The following is a 20,303-nucleotide window of genomic DNA, read 5'->3' as shown; positions in this document are numbered from 1 at the left end:
GCAAGGCCCTTGCAGGAGCGGCCTTGCGTCGCGATGGGCTGCAAAGCAGCCCCAAAATCTTGAGTTGATAAGCGGAATCTCGCCTACTAAATCCTGGTCATAAGCGGATTTCCGCTCATTCTCGCCCGACAAAATCCTCGCGCACCAACCCGTGCCGCTGCATCTTTTCATTAAGCGTGCGCCGCGGCAGCTGCAAGGTCTCCATTACCGCCTTGATCTCGCCCCCATGCTGTCGCAACGCTGCGCGCAGGCATTGCGCCTCGAACGCCTCCATCTGCTCGCCCAGCGATTGCCCGGCAGGCGCTACCTCGATGTTTGGCGAACCCAGCCCCAACGCGTGCCGCTCCGCCGCATTGGCCAGCTCGCGAACATTACCTGGCCAGTCATGCGACAGCAGTTGGGCCAGCTGTGGCCCCGACAGCGGCGGTGCGCAGCGTCCAAGCTTTTCGCCTGCTGCACGGGCAAAGTGTTCGAACAGCAGCGCAATGTCCTCGCGCCGCTCACGCAACGGCGCCAGGCGCAGTTCGGCCACGTTCAGGCGGTAGGCCAGGTCTTCGCGAAAACGCCCGGCACGGGCCTCGTCGAGCAGGTCGGGCTTGGTCGCGGCAATGATTCGCAAGTCGATGCTGATGCTCTGGTTAGCCCCCAAACGCTCCAGTTTCTGCTCCTGGATCACCCTTAGCAGCTTGGCCTGTTGCGCCAGTGGCATGCTCTCGATTTCGTCGAGGAACACCGTGCCACCGTTGGCGTACTCCAGTTTGCCGATGCGCTTGCCTTGGGCGCCGGTGAAGGCACCGCTTTCATGGCCGAACAGTTCGGCTTCGAACAGTGCTTCGGGGATGGCCGCGCAGTTGAGGGCAACGAATGGTTTGCCGGCGCGCGGGCCAAAATCGTGCAGGCAGCGGGCGACCCGCTCCTTGCCGCTGCCGGTTTCACCACGAATCAGCACGTTGACTGGCAGGCTGGCCAGGTCCAGCACCTGCCGGCGCAGTTGCTGCAGGCCCTGGGACATACCCAGCAGTGTGCCTTCCAGGCGTGACTTGAGGTCAGCCTGTTCGTGCAGCCGACGGTTTTCAAGGACCAGCTGGCGCTTTTCCAGTGCCCGGCGCAGGCTCCCCAGCAGGTGCTGCGGGGTGAAGGGTTTTTCCAGGAAGTCATAGGCCCCGTTGCGCATGGCTTCTACTGCCATGGGCACATCACCGTGGCCGGTCAGCAGGATCACGGGCAGGTCGGGGTCGTCCGTCTGCAGGCGCTCGAGCAATTGCAGGCCGTCCATGCCTGGCATGCGCACATCGCTGATGATCACCCCCGGAAAGTGCCGTGGCAGGTGTGCCAGGCATTCATCAGCGCGAGCGAACAACTGCACAGTGAAGCCGGACAGGCTCAGCCATTGCTCGACGGCAGTACGGATGCTGGCTTCATCATCGACGACGATCACTGAATTCAACATACAGGCTCCAGGTCACGGGGCAGGGTAAGGCTCAGGCGTGCGCCACCAGGTACGTTTTCGGCCAGCAGTTGGCCCCCGGCCTCGTGGACGATGCCGTAGGAAATGGCCAGGCCCAGGCCCAGCCCTTCACCCACCGGCTTGGTGGTGAAGAACGGGTCGAACACCTTCGCCAGGTCGGCCTCGGCGATGCCGCCACCCGAATCCAGCACGCTCAGGCGCCACAGCTCGCCATCTGGCTCGATGCGCACCTCCAGGCGTTTGTAGCGCTTGTCGGCCATGGCGTCGAGGGCATTGCGCAGCAGGTTGATCAGCACTTGCTCCAGGCGAATGGCATCGCCGCGTACCCAGGCCGGGCGTGCCAGGTACAAGGCCACCTCGACCTCGTCACTACGGATGCGGGTATCCAGCAGGTGCAAGGCCTGGTCGACCACGGTGGCCAGATCGAGGCGCTCGCGCAGGCCGACCGGGCTGTTGCGGGCAAAGGTTTTCAGGTGGCTGGTCAGTGCGGCCATGCGTGTGAGCATTTGCTCCAGCGGTTCCAGGGCCTGGCGCGCTTCGTCGTAACGGCCGTGGTCCAGCAGCAGCCGCAGGGTTTCCAGTTGCATGCGCTGGGTGGTCAGCGGCTGGTTGATCTCGTGGGCCATGGCGGCCGACATCTGCCCGAGGGCGGCCAGTTTGGCCGACTGTACCAGGCCCTCCTGGGCGGTGCGCAACTCACGGGTGCGTTCTTCGACCTGGCGTTTGAGCTCTTGCCGGCTGCGCTGGCGCAGGCGTGCCAGGCGCAGGCGCTGGCTGACGAACAGGGCGGCGAACACCAGGCTCAGCCACACGGCTGCGGCGCCCAGGGCGGCATTGCGGCCATCGGCGGCCACCTGTGGCTTGCGCAACAGGTGCAAGGTCCAGTGGTCATCTTCCAGCGGCAGGCTTTCCCACAGGTACTCGGCACTGCCCTGCGGGCCTTGCACGCGGCTAAGGGTGCTGTATTCGGCAAAACGGGTCAGCACCTGGTGCTGCAGGGGCACCAGCGGCTGTTTGTCGTACTGGCGTGTTTCAGCCAGCTCGGCACGGTCGGCACCATTCAGCGGCTGGAGCTCGCGGTAGCGCCAGCCATCCTGGTTGGCGATGAAGGTGATGCCACGGGCGTCGCTGACCAGCAGGATATCGCTGCCCTGGCGCCACTCGCGTTCCAGTTCGGGGAATTCCAGCTTGACCACCATAGCACCGAGAAAGCGGCCATGCTCGTCATTTACCGCGCTGGCGAGGAAGTAGCCCGGTACGCCACTGGTTACGCCCACGGCGTAGAAGCGGCCACTGCCTTGGCTGCGGGTTTGCTTGAAATAGGGGCGGAAACCGTAGTTGGAGCCGACGTAACTACTGGGCAGCCGCCAGTTGCTGGCGGCAATGGCCAAGCCGGTGCGGTCGAGCAGCTCGAGGGTAGAGGAATTGGCCGCGCCATTGATGCGCTCCAGCTTGCGGTTCAGGGCGTCCTGCACCTGTTCATTGACCGGGCCGCGCAGGGCGGCGATCAGTTCCGGGTCCAGCGCCAGTACGGCGGGCAGGGCGCGGTAGCGGTCGATCAGGGTGTGCAGGGCATTGGCGTACAGCCCCAGTTGCTGACTGGCACGCCGGGCGTCGTCTTCCATGGCCTGGCGCTTGGCCTGGTGCATGGCCCAGCCGGCACTGAGGGCGGTGCCCAGCAGGATGAGCAAGGTGATCAGCCCCAGACGCAGGGCGCGAAAGGAAAAGGGCATTGGGGCGGATCCGGATATATGCGATATCAGGGCCGGCCTCTTCGCGGGTGAACCCGCGAATGGGCCGGTGCAGGCGACCTCAGTTACAGCAGTTCAAAGCTCTGCTGTTGCACCGCCTGGGAGTCCAGCCCTACCTGGACATTGAACTCACCTGGTTCGGCAACCCGCTGCAGCTGGCCATTGTAGAACTTCAGGTCATCCTCGTTGATGCGGAAGGTCAAGGTCCGCGACTCACCCGGCTTGAGCATCAGCTTCTGGAAGTTTTTCAGTTCCTTGACCGGGCGGCTCATCGATGCCGACACATCTTGAAGGTACAGCTGCACCACGGTCTCGCCGGAGACCTTGCCGGTATTCTTCACCGTCACCTTGGCCTCCAGGTTGTCACCGCGCTTGAGGTCCTTGTGCGACAGCTTCAGGCCAGACAGCTCGAAGCTGCTGTAGCTCAGGCCATAGCCGAACGGGTACAGCGGGCCGTTAGGCTCTTCGAAGTACTGCGACGTGTAGTTACCCGGCTTACCCGGCGTGAACGGCCGGCCAATGCGCGTGTGGTTGTAATACATCGGGATCTGCCCGACCGAACGCGGGAAGGTGATGGCCAGCTTGCCGGATGGGTTGTAGTCGCCAAACAGCACGTCGGCGATGGCATTGCCGCCCTCGGTACCGGCAAACCAGGTTTCGAGGATGGCGTCGGCCTGCTCGCGTTCCCAGCCGATCGACAGCGGCCGGCCGTTCATCAGCACCAACACCAGCGGCTTGCCGGTCGCCTTCAAGGCCTTGATCAGCTCACGCTGGCTGGCTGGAATTTCCAGGGTGGTGCGGCTGGACGACTCGTGGGACATGCCACGCGACTCGCCGACAACCGCTACGACCACGTCGGACTGCCTGGCAGCCTTCACGGCTTCGTCGATCAGCACCGCAGGCGGGCGCGGGTCATCGACGATTTCCGGTGCGTCGAAGTTGAGGAAGTTCAGGTAATCGAATATCGCCTTGTCGCCGGTGACGTTGGAGCCTTTGGCGTAGACCAGCTTGGCTTTGCCTTCTACGGCGCGACGCAAGCCTTCACGCACTGTCACCGAGTGCACGGGTTTGCCGTCGGCAGCCCAGCTGCCCATCATGTCGATCGGTGCATCGGCCAGCGGGCCGACCAGGGCGATGGTGCCGGCTTTTTTCAGCGGCAGGGTCTGGTTGTGGTTTTCCAGCAGTACCAGGCTGCGGCGGGCCACATCACGCGCGGCTTCGCGGTGCAGGCGGTCGTTGCCGTAGTAGTCTTTCAGGTCGGTTTCGGCCTTGCCGATGCGCACGTACGGGTCCTTGAACAGGCCCATGTCGTACTTGGCTCCGAGTACTTCGCGCACCGCCTGGTCCAGCTCGACCTGGGTCACTTCACCGGACTTCAGCAGGCCTGGCAGCTCTTCGCCGTACAGGGTGTCGTTCATGCTCATGTCGATGCCGGCCTTGATCGCCAGCTTGGCGGCTTCGCGACCGTCGCGGGCGACACCGTGGCGGATCAGCTCCTGGATGGCGCCATGGTCGCTGATGGTCACACCCTTGAAGCCCCACTCCTTGCGCAGCAAGTCGTTCATCAGCCAGGTGTTGGCGGTGGCCGGCACGCCGTTGATCGAGTTCAGTGCCACCATCACCCCGCCAGCACCGGCGTCGAGGGCGGCGCGGTAGGGCGGCAGGTAGTCGTTGTACATCTTCGGCAGGCTCATATCGACCGTGTTGTAGTCGCGCCCGCCCTCCACGGCGCCGTACAGGGCGAAGTGCTTGACGATGGCCATGATGCTGTCGGGGTTGGCCGGGCTGCTGCCCTGGAACGAGCGCACCATCACCTGGCCAATCTTCGAGGTCAGGTAGGTGTCTTCACCAAAGCCTTCACTGGTGCGGCCCCAACGTGGGTCGCGGGCAATATCGACCATGGGTGCGAAGGTCATGTCCAGGGCGTCGGCCGAGGCTTCGATGGCGGCGGTGCGGCCAACCTTGGCCACGGCGTCCATGTCCCAGGTGGCGGCCATGCCCAGGCCAATCGGGAAGATGGTGCGCTCGCCGTGGACGGTGTCGTAGGCGAAGAACATCGGGATCTTCAGGCGGCTGCGCATGGCCGCGTCCTGCATCGGCCGGTTTTCGGGCGCGGTGCGTGAGTTGAAGGTGCCGCCGATGCGGCCGGCGGCGATTTCCTCACGAATCTTGTCGCGAGGCATTTCCGGGCCGATGCTGATCAGGCGCAACTGGCCGATTTTCTCGGCTTCGGTCATCTGGCTGATCAGATGGTCGATGAACGCCTGCTTGTCCTGCAGGGGCGGGGCGGTGGGGGCGGCGAGGGCCGCCTGACTGGCAAGGCCCATGGCCAGGCCCAGCAAAGACAATTTCATCATCAGTTCCGTTGTGGGGCCTCTGCCGTATCCAGCGGTGATACGTGCGCGGCCGAAGTTTTCAGGCGGCTATTGTTGTACGATTGAGACGCTCATTTTCCAGCGGCGGATTATGCCTGAATATGTCGCCTGGGGACGAAGCCCCGAATGCCGGGACAACAACTATAAGAACGCTCAAGAGACCGACGGCATGACCCTTTTCGACGAATACCATCAACGGCAGATTGCCGAAGCCATTGCCCGTGCTGAAAAGCGAACCGATGCCGAACTGGTGACGGTACTGGCCCGCCGTGCTGACGATTACGCGTATTGGCCGCTGTTGTGGGCCGCCGTGCTGGCGCTGGCCGTGCCTGGGCTGTTGCATGGGCTGCTGGGTTGGCCCAGCGTGCGTGGCTTGCTGGTGGCCAACGTGTTGCTGTTCGTCGGTTTGTGCCTGCTGCTGCGCAACCCGCTTCTGGCCGGCTGGCTGATTCCTCGTGCTTTGCGTCGTTGGCGCGCCTCACGGCTGGCTCGGCAGCAGTTTCGCGAGCAGAATTTGCAGCGCACGGCAGGCGCCACCGGCGTGCTGATCTTCGTCAGCGAGGCGGAACGGCATGTGGAGATCCTGGTCGACCGCGGTATCGAGCATTATCTGGATGCCAACGCGCGGGCGGCCATTGTCGCCCGCTTTGCCGAGCAGGTGCGTCAGGGGCGGACCTTGCAGGGGTTTGTCGAGTGCATCGATGCGTGCGGCGAGTTGCTTAGCGAGCATGTGCCGCCTACTCATGCGCGCAACGAGTTGCCCAACCGGTTGGTGATCCTGGACTGACTTGGAACCTGCAGGGTGTAGAATGCGGTTCCCGCTATTCGAGGCACCGTTTTTCCATGTCCGCCAGTTCTTCCGCCCCCTCTGCGTCAGATGCACGCGCCCGGTTTCTCGGCCTTCTGAATGCAGCCTTGCACGGCAACACCTTGGTCAAACTGGTGCTGGCGCGCCATGTCGGTGCCGACCAGACCTTGCAACGGATCATCGCCAAGCCGCTGCAGGTCAAGGGCCAGCCATGCCTGTCGCTGGTCTACCGCCATCAGACCCGCGACATTACCCGCAACCTGTCGCTGGAACAGGCGCAGGCGCTGGTAGCTGAGCTGCTGCCGGACAGCTTCCGCAATGCCCACCTGTTCGACGCAGATGGCGAAGTGCAACTGACCTTCAGCAAGAAGGGCAAGCCGATGTTGCAACGTCACGGCGCGCAGGCTCCACGGGAGGCCACGACGAGCAGCGGCCATGACCGCGAGAAGAAGCGCTACCTGGATTTGTCGAGGCCGTTCCTGCGTGACCTCGGCGTGACCGACGCACAAGGTGCATTGATCCCGTCCATGTCGCGCAAGTGGAAGCAGATCAACAAGTTCATCGAGGTCTTCGACCACGCCCTGGCCAGTGCGCCGGTACCTGCGGAGCAGGCGCTGCGGGTGGCCGACTTCGGCTCGGGCAAGGGTTACCTGACCTTTGCCATGCATGACTACCTGAGCAACAGCCTGGGCCGTGAGGCGCAGGTCACCGGTGTAGAGCTTCGCCAGGACATGGTCGACTTGTGCAACGCCGCCGCTTCGCGCCTGGAGCACCCAGGCCTGGAATTCCAGTGCGGTGATGTACGTAGCGTGGTGCCCGAGGCCATCGAAGTGATGATCGCCCTGCATGCGTGCGATATCGCCACCGACTACGCCATTCACACCGGTATCCGCTGCAACGCCGCGATCATCATGTGCTCGCCGTGCTGCCACAAGCAGATCCGCCCGCAACTGCACAGCCCGGGGTTGCTGCAACCCATGCTGCAATACGGCCTGCACCTGGGCCAGCAGGCCGAAATGCTCACCGACAGCCTGCGCGCGTTGTACCTGGAAGCCTGCGGTTACGAAACCAAGGTGTTCGAGTTCATCTCGCTGGAGCACACCAACAAGAACAAGATGATTCTTGCGGTGAAGCGGCGGCAGCCGGTGGCTAACGGCGAGTTGCTGGAGAAGATTGGCCAGCTCAAGGCGTTTTATGGGGTGCAGGAGCATTGCCTGGAGACGTTGTTGCGGGCGGATGGGTTGCTTTGATGCACTCCGTTTGTAGTGTCGAACCTGCTTAAGCCCCGGTAGTGTGGCGTGCATGCTTTCCTGATGGTTGTCATTTGACAACTTCGTGCATAGCATCATGGCATCGTGCGCGCCAATCGCTGGCTGGGAGTAATGGCAGTGGAATACGAGTTCACCCTCAAGTACCAATTGAGTGAAAACGAAGATACCGATGCGCTACTGGAGCGTCTGGCCGAAGGTGGGTGTGATGATGCGTTGGTGGGTGTAGGCCAGCCGGGGCGACTGGCACTTGCATTCATCCGGGAGGCAGCCTCAGCAAAACAGGCTATCGAGAGCGCACTGAATGATGTTGGCAGGGTTGTTCCAGGCGCCCGCCTCATTGAAGCGACGCCTGACCTGGTAGGGCTTACCGATGTGGCGGAGATTATCGGCGTATCTCGGCAAAACATGCGCAAACTCATGCTGGCACATTCAAACAGTTTTCCTGCACCTGCTCACGATGGCACTACCTCTCTATGGCATCTTGCCGACGTTCTGGCCTGGTTGCAGGAGCGAGGTAGTTACTCGATAGGCCCGGGTATCTTGGAGCTTGCCCGCACTGCGATGGCTGTCAATGTAACGCGTGCATATGAACGAGTCTTTGGCAGTGCTGCATTGGCTCATTGAAGCTGTATTTCATGACCCGTTCATTTACGAGGGAGCGGCACTTCGATAGCTAACGTCGTCAGCCCCAGTGGATGCGTACTGGCGTCATAGAAATGCACCTGCGTCCCGGCCAAATCTCCAAACCGATCAACAAAATGCTGCTTCTGGTTGATCACCGACGCTTCGCTCACCGGCCGGATAGCAATCGAGAGCTGCTTCGGCCGGGCCTGGCGGATGGCTTCGAGCAGGTGCTGGTCACTGCTGTCCAGGTGCTGACCGAATAGGCATAACCCCTGGCTTTCCTGGGCCAGCTGCCCCAGACACCAGCTGAGGTAGTCCGAATGGCGGATGGCGCGCAGCTTTTCGTCGCTGCGGTCTTCGTTGACGAACAGTGGCACCTCACCTGGGATGTTCACGGCAAAGCCATCAAGCAGTTCGGCGCTGTCGGCGCTGCGTTGGCGGGTGGTGCCGTCGGGCAGCTTCAGCAGGTGCAGGCCGCCGTGCAGGTGCATCACCCGCGTGCCTTCGCCGCGGGTGCGACGCACGTCGAAGAAGCCTTGTTCGTCGAACAGTTCGGCGAAGCCGTATGGGGCGCTCTGTACAGCCCACGGTAGCAGCAGGTCGTAGTTGCTGGTGTAGACGCTGCGGTAGCCACGCAGGGCCTGGTTGAGGGCCGCGAGGGTGGCTGGCGGCATCAGCGGCCACGGCAGGTGTACCGTGCGCACGGCGTGAATCAACGCTTCCTTGATCGAGTAATAGCGGTTCAGCGGTGCGGTGGAGTTGATGGCCAGTGCGGCGTTGGCGCGCACGGTGGTGTTGAGGGCGCTGAGCACCGGCTCGAATAGTTCCGTGCCCAACGACTTGAACAGGGCCTGGTCACTGACCGCCAGGCCTTTCTTGCGGCCTGCGCGTTGTGCTTCCTCGAACAGCGAGAAATAGCCGAACGGCTTCCACACTGCGCGGCTGGCGCCGTTGCCCAGCAGCAGGGCATCGCAGGGGTGGCGGGCGGCGAGTTCTGGCCAAGGGGTGAGGGTGGCGTCAAGTGCAGGCATGCTAGAGTCCGTTGGGTGGAGCGGGGAGCGGGGGCGACTTTAGCATGTCGTGCAGGGTGTGCGAGGGCCACTCGCAACAACCCCCCCTTCAACCCCGTTCGGCCACTTGCACACTACGGTTGCGGTTACGCCACACCCGATACGCCCGAATCCCCGCTCGCACCGAGCCGAACAGCAGTTTGTCTTCCATCTCCCGCGCCATCCCCGAGCGCACCAGCATGCGCAGGAAGGTGCCCCGGGCGCGGGCGATGGCAAAGAAGATGCCTTGCGCGGCCAGGGTGTCGCGCACTTCACGCAAGGCGGCGATACCGCTGACGTCGATGCTGGTGACGGCTTCTGCATCGAACAGCACGGCCTTGGGCTGGTCCTGGCTCTGCACCGCTTCAAGCAGGCGCATCTTGAAGTAGTCGGCGTTGAAGAACAGGATCGCGTCGTCGAAGCGGTACACCACCAGGCCCGGCACGGTGCGGGCGTCCTTGTGCTTGCGGATGTCGACCTGGCCTTCGGTGCCCGGCAGCCAGCCGAGCACGGCGTCGGTGGGTTGGTAGATGCTGTAGAGCAGGCGCAGGATCGCCAGTGTCACGGCAAACACGATGCCGGGCAGTACGCCCAGGCCCAGCACGCCCGCCGTGGTCAGCAGGCAGAGCCAGAACTCGAAGCGGCTCAGGCGGCGGATGAGCCCCAGTGACTTGATGTCGATCAGCCCCCAGCCGGCCATCAGTAGCACGGCCCCCAATGCTGCCTGCGGGATCCACGCCATCGGCGCGGTGAAGAACAACAGGATCAGGGCAATGACCAGCGCGGCGACGATGCCCACCAGTTGGCTCTTGCCACCCACCATGTCGTTGACGGCGGTACGCGAGTCGGCGCCGCTGATGGCAAAGCCCTGGGATACCCCGGCCGCCAGGTTGCTCACGCCCAGGGCGACGAATTCGTGGTTGGCGTTGATCGCGTAGCCGTGGCGGGCGGCAAAGCTGCGTGCGGTGAGCATGGCGCTGCAGAAGCTGACGGTGGCGATACCCAGGGCGTCGCGCAGCAGGCTCTTCATTTCCGCCAGGTTGCTGTGCGGCCAGGCCAGCTGCGGGATGCCGGCCGGCACCGGGCCGAGGATGGCGACGCCGAAGCGGTCGAGGCCAAACAGGCCGACCAGCAACATGAACAGTGCCACCACGGTCAGCGCGGCGGGCAGGCGCGGGAAACGCCGTGGTAGCCAGATCAGCAGGCCCAGAGCGGCCAGGCCGATGAACAACGTGACCCAGTGGATCTCACCCAGGCGCTGGAGAAAGTTGATCAGGCTGAGGATAAAACCGTCGCCCTCGATCTTGAACCCCACCACCTTGGACAGCTGCCCGGCGATCAGGCTCAGGCCGATGCCGTTGAGGTAGCCGATCAGGATCGGTCGCGAGAAGAAGCTGGCAATGAACCCGGCCCGTGCCAGGCCGGCAGCGATCAGCATCACCCCGACCAGCACGGTGACGATCACCGACAGTTCGGCGATGCGTTGCGGGTCACCCATGGCCAGCGGCGCCACGGCACCGGCGATCATCGCGCAGGTGGCGGCGTCAGGGCCTACCATCAGCTGGCGCGAGCTGCCGATCAGGGCGTAGACCATCATTGGCAGCACGCAGGCGTACAGGCCGTACTGCGGCGGCAAACCGACGATTTGTGCGTAAGCGATGGCGATGGGTATCTGAATCGCCGCGACCGAGAGGCCTGCCTGCAAATCGGTATGGAACCATTCGCGGCGGTAATGCAGCAGGTTGGCAAGGCCCGGTAGCCAGCGGGAGAGAAACATGCGTCGTCCTTTCGAAATGCTTCACGTAACCATCTACGCATTGAAGCGGATCGGCAGGCAATTGGCCATGGGCCAGATCAAACCGGGAGGGCAGAAACGAAAAAAGGAGCCGAGGCCCCTTTTGACAGCGATGACGTTGCTGGAACGCCATGCGGTGATGCAATGTGGAGCGGGTAGAGGGAATCGAACCCTCAACTAAAGCTTGGGAAGCTTTCGTTTTACCACTAAACTATACCCGCGTCTGCGCAGCACTTTTTACCAGAACCCTCCACGAATTAGAAGCCCAAGTTATAAAAAAGCTTGTCGGCACCCTCTAGCCTGCGGGTATCAGTCACAGGGCGCCGATGCGCTCAGATGGCCAATGCATGCTGCCCCTGCTGCCCTTGTTGAACAGGCTGGTAGCGATGACGCGTTTCACGCACGGTCGGCTTGAGGAAACCGAGCAGGACGCTGCGGGTGTCTTCGCAGGCAGACTTGTTCTCCATGTCCAGGAAGTGGCCAGCGTCACGAATCACGCTGAAATGGCTCTTGCCCACGTGCTTGCCGAACTGCCGGGCATCTTCGACCGTGGTGTACTCGTCGCGGGCGCCGTTCACGAACAGCACCGGGATGTCGATATTGCGCGCACCCTCCAGCGCCCGCTCCAGGTCGTGTTGCAGCACCTCGTTGATGTGGAAGTGCATCTGCGCGTACTCGTGGCTGTCCAGGCTGCTGACGTGGCGGTAGTTGAAGCGCTTGAACAGTGATGGCAGGTGCTTGCCGATGGTGTCGTTGACCAGGTTGCCGACCTGGTAGCGATCGCAGGCGGCCAGGTACTGGCAGCCACGGTCCAGGTAGTCGCGCATCGGCTCGTTGATCACCGGCGAGAAGGAACTCACTACGGCCTTCTTCACGCACCGCGGCTGGTGCGCCAGCGCCAGCAGCGTACTTGCGCCACCCCACGAGAACGACATCACATGGTCGGCCTGGAAATGCTCGATCAGCTCAAGGAGGATGTGCGCCTCGGTCTCCTTGCTGATCAGCCGTTCCTGGCGGTTGTGTGGCTTGGACTTGCCGGCATACGGCTGGTCGAACAGCACTACGTTGAACTGCGGGTGCAGGTTACGTACCGTTTGGGCGAACGAGGCCGTGGTGGCCAGCGAGCCATTGATCAGGATGATCGTATTCTCGGCCGCTTCCGCGCGATAGAACTCCGTGTAAACCCGATACTGACCTTGGATATCAAGTACAGCGATTTCTGGCCTCATGTCATCGACTCCTGGCGCAAAAAGGGTATTCGCGTCACCTAGGGTGCACGTTCTTTATGACAGGTAGGCATTCGCCTGAAGAGTAACCGGGGGGCCCTGTGTCGATCCTTGGCACATGCGTCGACGGTATTGTTTTTGGCGGGCAATTTGCCGTGCCCCAAGGCATCAAGGCCCTGGGTGGCCGGCAAAAGGCGTCTTCGACTGCGGGCGTGACTTATTGGTCACATGCAGACTGACGATTTGGATTCAAGCAGTGGGTCGGGGATCCTGCAAGTGCCGTTCGGGAGATTTTGTGACTTTTGTCGCTGAGCGGTCGTATGACCACCTTGGGCCAGAACGGGCAGCCTAGACAGTGGCGATTTCATCAGCCGTCAGTTCACGAAACTCCCCGGGCGCCAAACCCGGGTCCAGGTAGATCGCGCCCATGCTTTCCCGGTGCAACCCCACCACCTTGTTGTCGAAGAACCCGAACATGCGCTTGACCTGGTGATAGCGCCCTTCGACGATCGCCAGCCGCGCCTGGCGCGGGCCGAGGATGTCCAGCTGGGCGGGCAGGGTGGTGAGGCCTTCAAAGGCGAAGTAGAAACCCTCACGAAACTTGGCCTCATAGTGCTCGCCAATCTCGTCCTCGGTGTCCACCAGGTAGTGCTTGGGCAGCTTGGTGGCAGGTTGGGTCAGGCGCCGTGACCATTGGCCATCGTTGGTCAGAATCATCAGCCCGGTGGTGTTGAAGTCCAGGCGCCCGGCTATGTGCAGGTCGCCTCGCAATGCTTCGGGCAGCAGGTCGAGCACGGTAGGGTGCTGCGGGTCCTGGGTGGCGCTGACGCAGCCCGTGGGTTTGTGCAGCATCAGGTAGCGCGCCGGCCGGCCAGCCTGCAGCACCTGGTCGTCCAGTTCCACGCGGCTGAATTCGCGTACCTCGGTCAGCGGGTCGCTGACCACCTGGCCATCTACCCGCACACGACGTTGTACCAGCATCAGGCGGGTTTGTTGGCGGTTGAGGCTGGGCAGGTTGGCAAGGAAGCGGTCGAGGCGCATTGCAACAGGTCAGTGAGAAGTGGTTGATCGAAGTTGTTCTTCAACGGCCGCGCAGCGTGGGCACAGGCAGGCTTTGTCGCGTAATTCGGCGGGCAGGGCCTGGAGCACGGCCGGGTCGATACTCACGCTGTAGCACCAGCAGGCCTGGGTGGCGCGGCGTGGGTCGGCCAGGCTGCACTGGTTGAGGGCACCGCAAGCGGGGCAGTGTTGGCTGTCATTCATCTTGGGTTTCACTGCAGACGCGGTTACGGCCGGCCTGCTTGGCACGATAGAGCGCTCGGTCGGCGCGGGTCAGCAGGGCGTGCAGGGTATCTTCCGGTTGCAGGCTGCTCAGGCCGATGCTGGTGGTCAGGCGCAGAGGTTGTTCGTCGTAGCTGAACGTGAGCTGTTCGGTGCGGCGGCGGATCTTTTCCGCTACCTCGATGGCCTGCCGACCTTCGGCTTCACGCAGTAGCACGATGAACTCCTCGCCGCCCCAGCGGCAAAGTATATCCGATTGGCGCAGGCTGCCCTGCAGCACATTGGCGAACTGGCGCAGCACTTCGTCGCCTGCCAGGTGGCCGTGGGTGTCATTCAGCGCCTTGAAGTGGTCCAGGTCGATCAGCAGCGCCACCAGTGGCCCACTGTCGCGCTGGGCTTCGTGCAACGCCTGGGCAGCGAGCAAGTCGAAGCTGCGCCGGTTGGGCAGGCCGGTAAGGCTGTCGAGCGTGGCCAGTGCCTCGATGCTGGCCTGATGGCGGCGCACCATGGCATGCACCAGCGCCAGCACCACCAAGGTGATCATCGCGCAGATGGCAAGGTTCAGGTACAGGGAGTGGCGAATGTGGTCGAGGGCGCCGGTTTCGCGCTTGTCCACCAACAGGTACCAGTCCAGCTCGGGCAAGTGGCGCACGTTGAGGAAGTGGCTGTGGTTGTCGCTGTCGTGGTACTCGTGGCTGCCTTCGCCGGGCACCCGCTGTTCGGCCAGCACATCGCTCAGTTCGGCGTTGTCGCTCAGTGGCTGGCCGACCCGCAAACCGTGCGGGCCACCTTCGGAGCCGGTCAGCAACACTTTGCCTTTGGCATCGACAAACAAGACCGACCGCTGGTAGCGGCGCTGGTACTGGTCGATCAGCTTGACCACCGAGGACACACTCAGTCCCACCCCGGCAGCACCGATAAAGCGGTGCTGGTAGTCGTGCACCTGGTAGTTGATGAATACGGTCAGGCTGTCCTGGTTGGCCATGTCCAGGTCGACGTTGATCTCGTAGGGTGCCTTGAGGTCGCGCAGGCGGAAATACCAGGCATCGCGCCATGTGTCGGCTTGCACCTGCTTGAGCACGCCCTTGGCTTGGTAGTAAGTGAGGGTGCGGTCGGAGACGAAGAACGAGGTGAAGGTGTCCTGCTTGCCCATGACCTCGCCCAGGTAGCGTGTCATGCGCTGGGTGTCCTTTTCGCCCGACAGTACCCAGTCACGCAAAAACGTATCCTGGGCCATCATCGAGGCGATCAGCACCGGGCGAATCAGGTCTTTCTGGATTTCCGAGTAGACCGTGTCGGAGGTCAGCGGCAATTCGGTATTGATAATGCCGTCGCGGATGGCGCTGCGCGAGGAGAAGTAGCTGAGCAGCGAGGTAGCAAGGAAGCCGCAGGCCAGCAGCACCAGCAGGGTAACGATCAGCGAACGCTGCGAGAACAGAGCGGAACGTGAGGGCATGATCTTCCCATGATGTGTGCCGAGCCGCCCATTCTAGTGAGATGACCGATAAATGACTGCAAGTTTTTCGGGGCTACCGCACCTGTATCAAATTGTTGCGGAAATGGCACTGCACCCAGGCGTCGCTGTCTTATTCAGTGTCGATGAACGCATCACGCATCGATGCTCGCCAGCGCCGCTGTTCGGGCACTCCAGCGGTCCAGGAGGCCGCCATGTCCTATCGAATCCTGTTGATCGCCCTGCTGGGGCTGATGACTTCTGCCTGCGCCCCGTACTACGAGAGCGGGGGCTATTACCGTTCGGACTACTACTCCACCGACCGTTACGTCTCGCCGGGTTATTACCGCTATGACCGTTACTACGTCACGCCGCAACCGCGCTATTACTACCAGCCGGCGCCCCGCTATTACTACCGGCCAGCCCCCGCGCCGCAATACCGGCCGTATCCGCAGCCGGGGATGAACCGGTGGCATGGCAACCCGCGCTACGACTATGGCAATCGCCAACGGCAAGACTACAGGCAAGACCGGGATCGCCATGACTATCGTGATGGCAGCCAGCGCTACCCGCGTGGCGATTCGCATTCCAACAGGCAGGGGAATGGTGGCGGGCGTTGGGATGGCCAGCGGGGGCAGAGGCAAGGAGGTAACTGGCAGCGGTAAGGTGAAGTGAAGCGGGGGCGCTTTGCGCCCCATCGCCGGCAAGCCTAACCCAGATCTGCCAATGGGTGCCGCCCCTCCCACACCTTGGCAAAATGCGCCTCGACCACCGCCGCTGGCACCTGCGCCACATCGGGCCAGTGCCAGCGCGGCTGGTCGTCCTTGTCCAGCAGGCGGGCGCGTACGCCTTCGCTGAACTCGGGGTGACGGCAACAGTTCAGGCTCATGCTGTATTCCATCTGGAACACCTGTGCCAGCGACAGATGCCGTGCCCTGCGGATTTGCTCCCAGACCAGGTGCGCCGTCAGTGGGCAACCCTGATGCAAGCGTTGGCCGGCATCGGCCAGCAGCGGGTCATCATGGTGCTTGAGCCCTTCCAGCGCACGCCAGGCCGCCGCCGCATCGGCCACGTCGAGCAACGCATCGATCACCTGCCGCCTTGGCAACCACTGGGCTTCGGGCAACTCGGCGCAGGCGCGGTGCTGTTCGGCCTTGAGCAGGCTGTTCAGCTGCAGGGCGGTCTGCTCTTGCCAGTTCAACTGCAGCAGTTCTTCGATCAGCGCCTCTTGCTGGTGCTCGCCCAGAAAACGGTCGGCCAGGCCCAGGTCCAGGGCATCGCGGGCGTTGATCGGTACCCCCGTCAGCCCCAGGAACAACCCCAGCTTGCCCGGCAGCCGCGCCAGAAACCAGCTCGCGCCCACATCCGGGTACAGGCCAATGCTGATTTCCGGCATGGCCAGCCGGCTGCTGGGCGTGACGATACGCACGTTGGCCCCCTGCAACAGCCCCATGCCGCCACCTAGCACATGCCCATGCCCCCAGCACAGCAGCGGCTTGGGGTAGGTGTGCAGGGCAAAATCCAGGCGGTACTCGGCGGCGAAGAAGGTGGCAGCCAGGGGCGGCACGCTGCCAGGGTGGTCGCGGCAGGCTTGTACCAGTGCGCGTACATCGCCACCGGCGCAGAAGGCTTTTGCGCCGTTGCCGCGCAGCAGTACGCAGACTACGCCCGGATCGCGGGCCCAGGCATGCAGTTGTTCGCCCAATACTTCGATCATGGGCAGGTTCAGGGCATTGAGTGCCTTGGGTGCATCCAGGGTGGCAATGCCGATGCGGGCGCCATCGGCGCCGGTGAGTACCCCGCAATGAATGGCCATGGACTACCTCGCTCAAGTCATCGCACAAGTATGGCCTGCCTGGCTGAACATGCCGGTTGTCGGTCGGATCGTTTGACAAGCGGGGAGGGGTTACCTAGTGTCGCGCCATTGTTTACGGATGGCCCCATGACTGACGACGATCGCATCAAACTCGAACCCGGCTGGAAGGCCGCGCTGCGCACCGAATTCGACCAGCCCTACATGCATCAGCTGCGAGCGTTCCTGCGCAGCGAATATGCCGCCGGCAAGGAGATCTACCCGCCAGGGCCGCTGATCTTCAATGCACTCAACTCGACACCGCTGGACCAGGTGAAGGTGGTCATCCTTGGCCAGGACCCTTACCACGGGCCGGGCCAGGCGCATGGTCTGTGCTTCTCGGTGCAACCGGGCGTGACCACGCCGCCGTCGCTGGTCAACATCTACAAGGAACTGCAGCGCGACCTGAATATCCCGATTGCCAGCCATGGCTACCTGCAAAGCTGGGCCGAGCAGGGTGTATTGCTGCTCAACACGACCATGACCGTGGAGCGAGCCAATGCGGCGTCGCACGCCAAGAAGGGGTGGGAGTTCTTTACCGACCGGGTTATCCAGGTGGTCAGTGAGCAGTGCCCGAACGTGGTGTTCCTGCTGTGGGGTTCGCATGCGCAGAGCAAACAGAAGCTGATCGATGGGACCAGGCACCTGGTGCTGAAGTCGGTGCATCCGTCGCCACTGTCGGCTTACCGTGGGTTCCTGGGCTGCGGGCATTTCAGCCGGACCAACAGCTTCCTTGAGCAGCGTGGCATGGCGCCGATCAACTGGGCGTTGCCACCACTTTGAGGATTAGCGGGGCCGTGTAGCGGCCCCTAATGCTGATCCCTTACCCAATACCTGAACAACGGCTCTGCCAAAAACAGCACGAACAGCAGGCGCATCACCTGCAACGCCGTCACCAACGGTACCGACAGTTGCAGGGTTTCTGCCGTCAGGCTCATTTCGGCAATCCCGCCCGGCATCATCCCCAGCGTCAGCGAACGCAAATCCAGCGCGGTCATCACGCTAAGCACCCACGCGGCACTGCCGGCAATCGCCATGCACAGCACCGTGGCTAACAGCGTGCGCGCCAGGAACGACGGTGCGCGGCTGAAGAACGCCCGGTTGAAGTGACAAGCCAGGCCGCTGCCTATCAACCATTGCCCGATCTGGCTGGCACCATTGGGCAGTGCGATTTGCAGGTTGCCAGCCAGGCTGACCGTGGCCGCTACCAGCAATGGCCCGAACAGCCACGGATTGGGCTGGCGCAAGCGTTGCCAAAGCAGCGCAACGGCAACGCCCAGCGGGGCGATCAAGGCCAGCCAGCCCCAGCTGACGCTGCCGGCGTGGTTCAGCGGTACCCCGTCACCCAGCAAGAACTTGAACAGCGCCGGTACGCACAGCACCACCGCCAGCACCCGCAGGCTCTGCGCCGCAGCCACCTGGCTGAGTACCGCGCCGTTACGTGCGCCGAGGTTGACCATCTCTCCCGAGCCTCCTGGCATGCTGGCGAAAAACGCCGTGGCGCGGTCTTCACCGGTCTTTCGCAACAGCCACACGCTGATCACGCTGGACAGGGTCGTGAACAGGGCGCCGAAGAAAATCAGCACAAAATGGCTGCCCACCTGCTCGATCACTGCCGGGGTAAAATGCAGGCCAATGCCGATCCCGATGATGCACTGCCCGCACTTGCGGCCGTTGGGTATCTCTGACAGTTGCCAGGGCGTCAGGCAGCGCACCAGGATGATGGCCAGCAGCGAGCCGACCATCCACGGCAAAGGCCAGCCGACCTTGCTGGCGATGTAACCGCCAGCAAGGCCGACCAGCCCGGTTGCGACAAACAACGGCAACGCGCGATCAGGCATCGGCCAGGGCCCGGCGCTGCTGGCTGCGTTTGCGCCAGATGCGCAGCAGCGGCAAGGCAAGCATCAGCACCACCAGCGCCCACACGCCCATGCTGATCGGGCTCGACCAGAGGATGCCCAGCTCACCGTTGGAAATCGACAGTGCGCGGCGCAGGTTCTGCTCCATCAGCCCGCCGAGAATGAAACCGAGCAGGATCGGCGACAGCGGGAAGTCCAGCTTGCGCAGGATGTAACCCATGATGCCGATGCCGACCATCAGGAACAGGTCGAAGGTGGTGGCATGCACGGCATACACGCCGATGGCGGTGATGATCGCGATCACCGGCACCAGCGCCCAGTTCGGCACGGCGAGGATGCGGGTGAAAATGCGGATCATCGGAATGTTGAGGATCACCAGCATGATGTTGGCGATGAACAGCGAGGCGATCAGGCCCCAAACGATGTCTGGCTGCTGTTCGAACAGCAGTGGGCCGGGGGTGATGTTGTACAGGGTCAGGGCACCGATCATCACGGCGGTGGTGCCAGAGCCCGGTACACCCAGGGTCAGCATCGGCACCAGGGCGCCACAGCACGAAGCACCGATGGCGGTTTCCGGCGCGGCCAGGCCACGTGCATCGCCCTTGCCGAACTTGCCGCTTTCACCCGCCAGGCGTTTCTCGGTCATGTAGGCCACGGCACTGGCCAGCGTTGCACCGGCACCGGGCAGGACGCCCATGATGAAACCGAGCAGGCCGCAACGGATGTTCACCACGAACACCGAAGCCGCTTCCTTGAAGTTGAACAGCATGCGCCCTGTGGCTGTTACCGCCTGATGGCCATGGTGGGTCTTTTCCAGCAGCAGGAGGATTTCGCTGATGGAGAACAGGCCCAGCACCAGCACCACGAACTGGATGCCGTCGGCCAGGTGCACGCTGTCACCGGTGAAGCGGTAGACGCCGCTGTTGGCGTCGATGCCGACCGCCGACAGGAACAGGCCGATCAGGGCAGCAATGAAGGTTTTCAGGGGCTTGTCACCGGCCATGCCGCCCAGGGCGACGATGGCGAACACCATCAGCACGAAGTACTCCGCCGGGCCGAAAGCAATGGCCCATTTCGCCAGCAACGGCGCGAACAGCACCATGCCGCAAGTGGCGATGAAGGCACCGATGAACGAACTCCAGGCCGACAGCGACAGGGCCACGCCGGCCAGGCCCCGGCGGGCCATCGGGTAACCGTCAAGGGTGGTCATCACGGTCGAGGCCTCGCCCGGGATGTTCAGCAGGATCGAGCTGATTCGCCCACCGTACTCGCAGCCCAGGTACACCGCTGCCAGCAGGATCAGCGCCGACTCCGGTGGCAGGCCCAGGGCGAAGGCGATGGGAATCAGCAGGGCCACGCCGTTGATCGGGCCCAAGCCTGGCAGCAGGCCGACCACAGTGCCGATCAGGGTGCCGGAGAGGGCGGTGACCAGGTTGTAGGGGGACAGGGCGACGCCGAAGCCCTGGCCGAGGTAGCTCAAGGTATCCATGT

The 20,303-nt window shown here is 63.0% G+C and carries 18 protein-coding genes and 1 tRNA gene; 6 read left to right on the top strand and 13 right to left on the bottom strand.

What is annotated here, in order from left to right; genetic code table 11:
* Window positions 1–115 precede the first annotated feature (115 nt).
* The 3 genes from ACF8MI_RS22225 to bglX form a co-directional block, all read right to left on the bottom strand.
* A complete protein-coding gene (locus tag ACF8MI_RS22225; protein ID WP_060497954.1) occupies window positions 116–1,450 on the bottom strand; it encodes a sigma-54 dependent transcriptional regulator in 1,335 nt (444 codons plus the stop codon).
* The gene (locus ACF8MI_RS22220; RefSeq protein ID WP_200929129.1) at window positions 1,444–3,201 is read right to left on the bottom strand and encodes an ATP-binding protein; all 1,758 of its coding nucleotides are present in this window, start codon (window positions 3,199–3,201) and stop codon (window positions 1,444–1,446) included. The genes ACF8MI_RS22225 and ACF8MI_RS22220 overlap by 7 nt, the downstream gene beginning before the upstream one ends.
* Window positions 3,202–3,284: 83 nt before the next feature.
* On the bottom strand, window positions 3,285–5,576 hold the full coding sequence (gene bglX, locus ACF8MI_RS22215) for a beta-glucosidase BglX (RefSeq protein WP_060497952.1): 2,292 nt from the start codon (window positions 5,574–5,576) through the stop codon (window positions 3,285–3,287).
* A 187-nt stretch (window positions 5,577–5,763) separates the two neighbouring features.
* Between bglX and ACF8MI_RS22210 the strand changes: the two genes are divergently transcribed.
* The 3 genes from ACF8MI_RS22210 to ACF8MI_RS22200 all read left to right on the top strand — a co-directional run bounded on the left by ACF8MI_RS22210 (window position 5,764) and on the right by ACF8MI_RS22200 (window position 8,297).
* Window positions 5,764–6,381: a TPM domain-containing protein gene (locus ACF8MI_RS22210; protein WP_200929130.1), complete on the top strand. Its 618-nt coding sequence runs from the start codon at window positions 5,764–5,766 to the stop codon at window positions 6,379–6,381.
* A 56-nt stretch (window positions 6,382–6,437) separates the two neighbouring features.
* Complete coding sequence (locus ACF8MI_RS22205; RefSeq protein WP_104833349.1) at window positions 6,438–7,652, top strand: SAM-dependent methyltransferase; 1,215 nt, start codon at window positions 6,438–6,440, stop codon at window positions 7,650–7,652.
* Window positions 7,653–7,790: 138 nt separating this feature from the next.
* The gene (locus tag ACF8MI_RS22200) at window positions 7,791–8,297 is read left to right on the top strand and encodes an AlpA family transcriptional regulator (protein ID WP_104835381.1); all 507 of its coding nucleotides are present in this window, start codon (window positions 7,791–7,793) and stop codon (window positions 8,295–8,297) included.
* Window positions 8,298–8,317: 20 nt separating this feature from the next.
* On the opposite strand, the gene ACF8MI_RS22195 is transcribed toward ACF8MI_RS22200, so the two are convergent.
* On the bottom strand, window positions 8,318–9,328 hold the full coding sequence (locus tag ACF8MI_RS22195) for a DUF4917 family protein (protein WP_104833348.1): 1,011 nt from the start codon (window positions 9,326–9,328) through the stop codon (window positions 8,318–8,320).
* Between the two features lie 88 nt (window positions 9,329–9,416).
* Window positions 9,417–11,123, bottom strand: a complete 1,707-nt coding sequence (locus ACF8MI_RS22190; RefSeq protein WP_104833347.1) for a SulP family inorganic anion transporter — start codon at window positions 11,121–11,123, stop codon at window positions 9,417–9,419.
* On the opposite strand from ACF8MI_RS22190, the gene ACF8MI_RS22185 reads away from it, so the two are divergent.
* Entirely contained in the window at window positions 11,122–11,322 is a 201-nt protein-coding gene (locus ACF8MI_RS22185; protein ID WP_080587352.1) for a hypothetical protein, read from the top strand. The genes ACF8MI_RS22190 and ACF8MI_RS22185 overlap by 2 nt on opposite strands.
* Here the strand turns inward: ACF8MI_RS22185 and ACF8MI_RS22180 are convergent.
* From ACF8MI_RS22180 to ACF8MI_RS22160, 5 genes are all read right to left on the bottom strand, one after another.
* Window positions 11,289–11,362, bottom strand: a tRNA-Gly gene (locus ACF8MI_RS22180). The two genes, ACF8MI_RS22185 and ACF8MI_RS22180, sit on opposite strands and share 34 nt — an antisense overlap.
* A gap of 111 nt (window positions 11,363–11,473) precedes the next feature.
* Entirely contained in the window at window positions 11,474–12,370 is an 897-nt protein-coding gene (locus tag ACF8MI_RS22175; RefSeq protein WP_060497941.1) for an alpha/beta fold hydrolase, read from the bottom strand.
* Window positions 12,371–12,715: 345 nt separating this feature from the next.
* Window positions 12,716–13,408 (bottom strand): pseudouridine synthase, encoded by a 693-nt coding sequence (locus ACF8MI_RS22170; RefSeq protein ID WP_060497940.1) that lies wholly within the window; start codon window positions 13,406–13,408, stop codon window positions 12,716–12,718.
* Between the two features lie 9 nt (window positions 13,409–13,417).
* Window positions 13,418–13,630, bottom strand: a complete 213-nt coding sequence (locus tag ACF8MI_RS22165) for a cysteine-rich CWC family protein (RefSeq protein ID WP_060497939.1) — start codon at window positions 13,628–13,630, stop codon at window positions 13,418–13,420.
* The gene (locus ACF8MI_RS22160) at window positions 13,623–15,104 is read right to left on the bottom strand and encodes a sensor domain-containing diguanylate cyclase (RefSeq protein ID WP_104833345.1); all 1,482 of its coding nucleotides are present in this window, start codon (window positions 15,102–15,104) and stop codon (window positions 13,623–13,625) included. The genes ACF8MI_RS22165 and ACF8MI_RS22160 overlap by 8 nt, the downstream gene beginning before the upstream one ends.
* Before the next feature lie 212 nt (window positions 15,105–15,316).
* Between ACF8MI_RS22160 and ACF8MI_RS22155 the strand changes: the two genes are divergently transcribed.
* Complete coding sequence (locus ACF8MI_RS22155; RefSeq protein ID WP_104833344.1) at window positions 15,317–15,766, top strand: hypothetical protein; 450 nt, start codon at window positions 15,317–15,319, stop codon at window positions 15,764–15,766.
* Between the two features lie 44 nt (window positions 15,767–15,810).
* Here ACF8MI_RS22155 and ACF8MI_RS22150 read toward each other — a convergent pair whose 3' ends face one another.
* Window positions 15,811–16,917, bottom strand: coding sequence for an enoyl-CoA hydratase/isomerase family protein (locus tag ACF8MI_RS22150; protein WP_200929131.1), 1,107 nt, complete (start codon window positions 16,915–16,917; stop codon window positions 15,811–15,813).
* A 126-nt stretch (window positions 16,918–17,043) separates the two neighbouring features.
* On the opposite strand from ACF8MI_RS22150, the gene ung reads away from it, so the two are divergent.
* Entirely contained in the window at window positions 17,044–17,736 is a 693-nt protein-coding gene (gene ung, locus ACF8MI_RS22145; RefSeq protein ID WP_200929132.1) for a uracil-DNA glycosylase, read from the top strand.
* Between the two features lie 26 nt (window positions 17,737–17,762).
* Here ung and ACF8MI_RS22140 read toward each other — a convergent pair whose 3' ends face one another.
* Window positions 17,763–18,794, bottom strand: coding sequence for an AbrB family transcriptional regulator (locus ACF8MI_RS22140; protein ID WP_060497934.1), 1,032 nt, complete (start codon window positions 18,792–18,794; stop codon window positions 17,763–17,765).
* Window positions 18,787–20,301 (bottom strand): tripartite tricarboxylate transporter permease, encoded by a 1,515-nt coding sequence (locus tag ACF8MI_RS22135; protein WP_060497933.1) that lies wholly within the window; start codon window positions 20,299–20,301, stop codon window positions 18,787–18,789. The genes ACF8MI_RS22140 and ACF8MI_RS22135 overlap by 8 nt, the downstream gene beginning before the upstream one ends.
* Between the last annotated feature and the right edge of the window lie 2 nt (window positions 20,302–20,303).

This window comes from Pseudomonas sp. yb_9, from assembly GCF_043103635.1.
GTDB classification, from domain to species: Bacteria; Pseudomonadota; Gammaproteobacteria; order Pseudomonadales; family Pseudomonadaceae; genus Aquipseudomonas; species Aquipseudomonas monteilii.
This window is presented reverse-complemented; position numbering and strand designations above follow the sequence as displayed.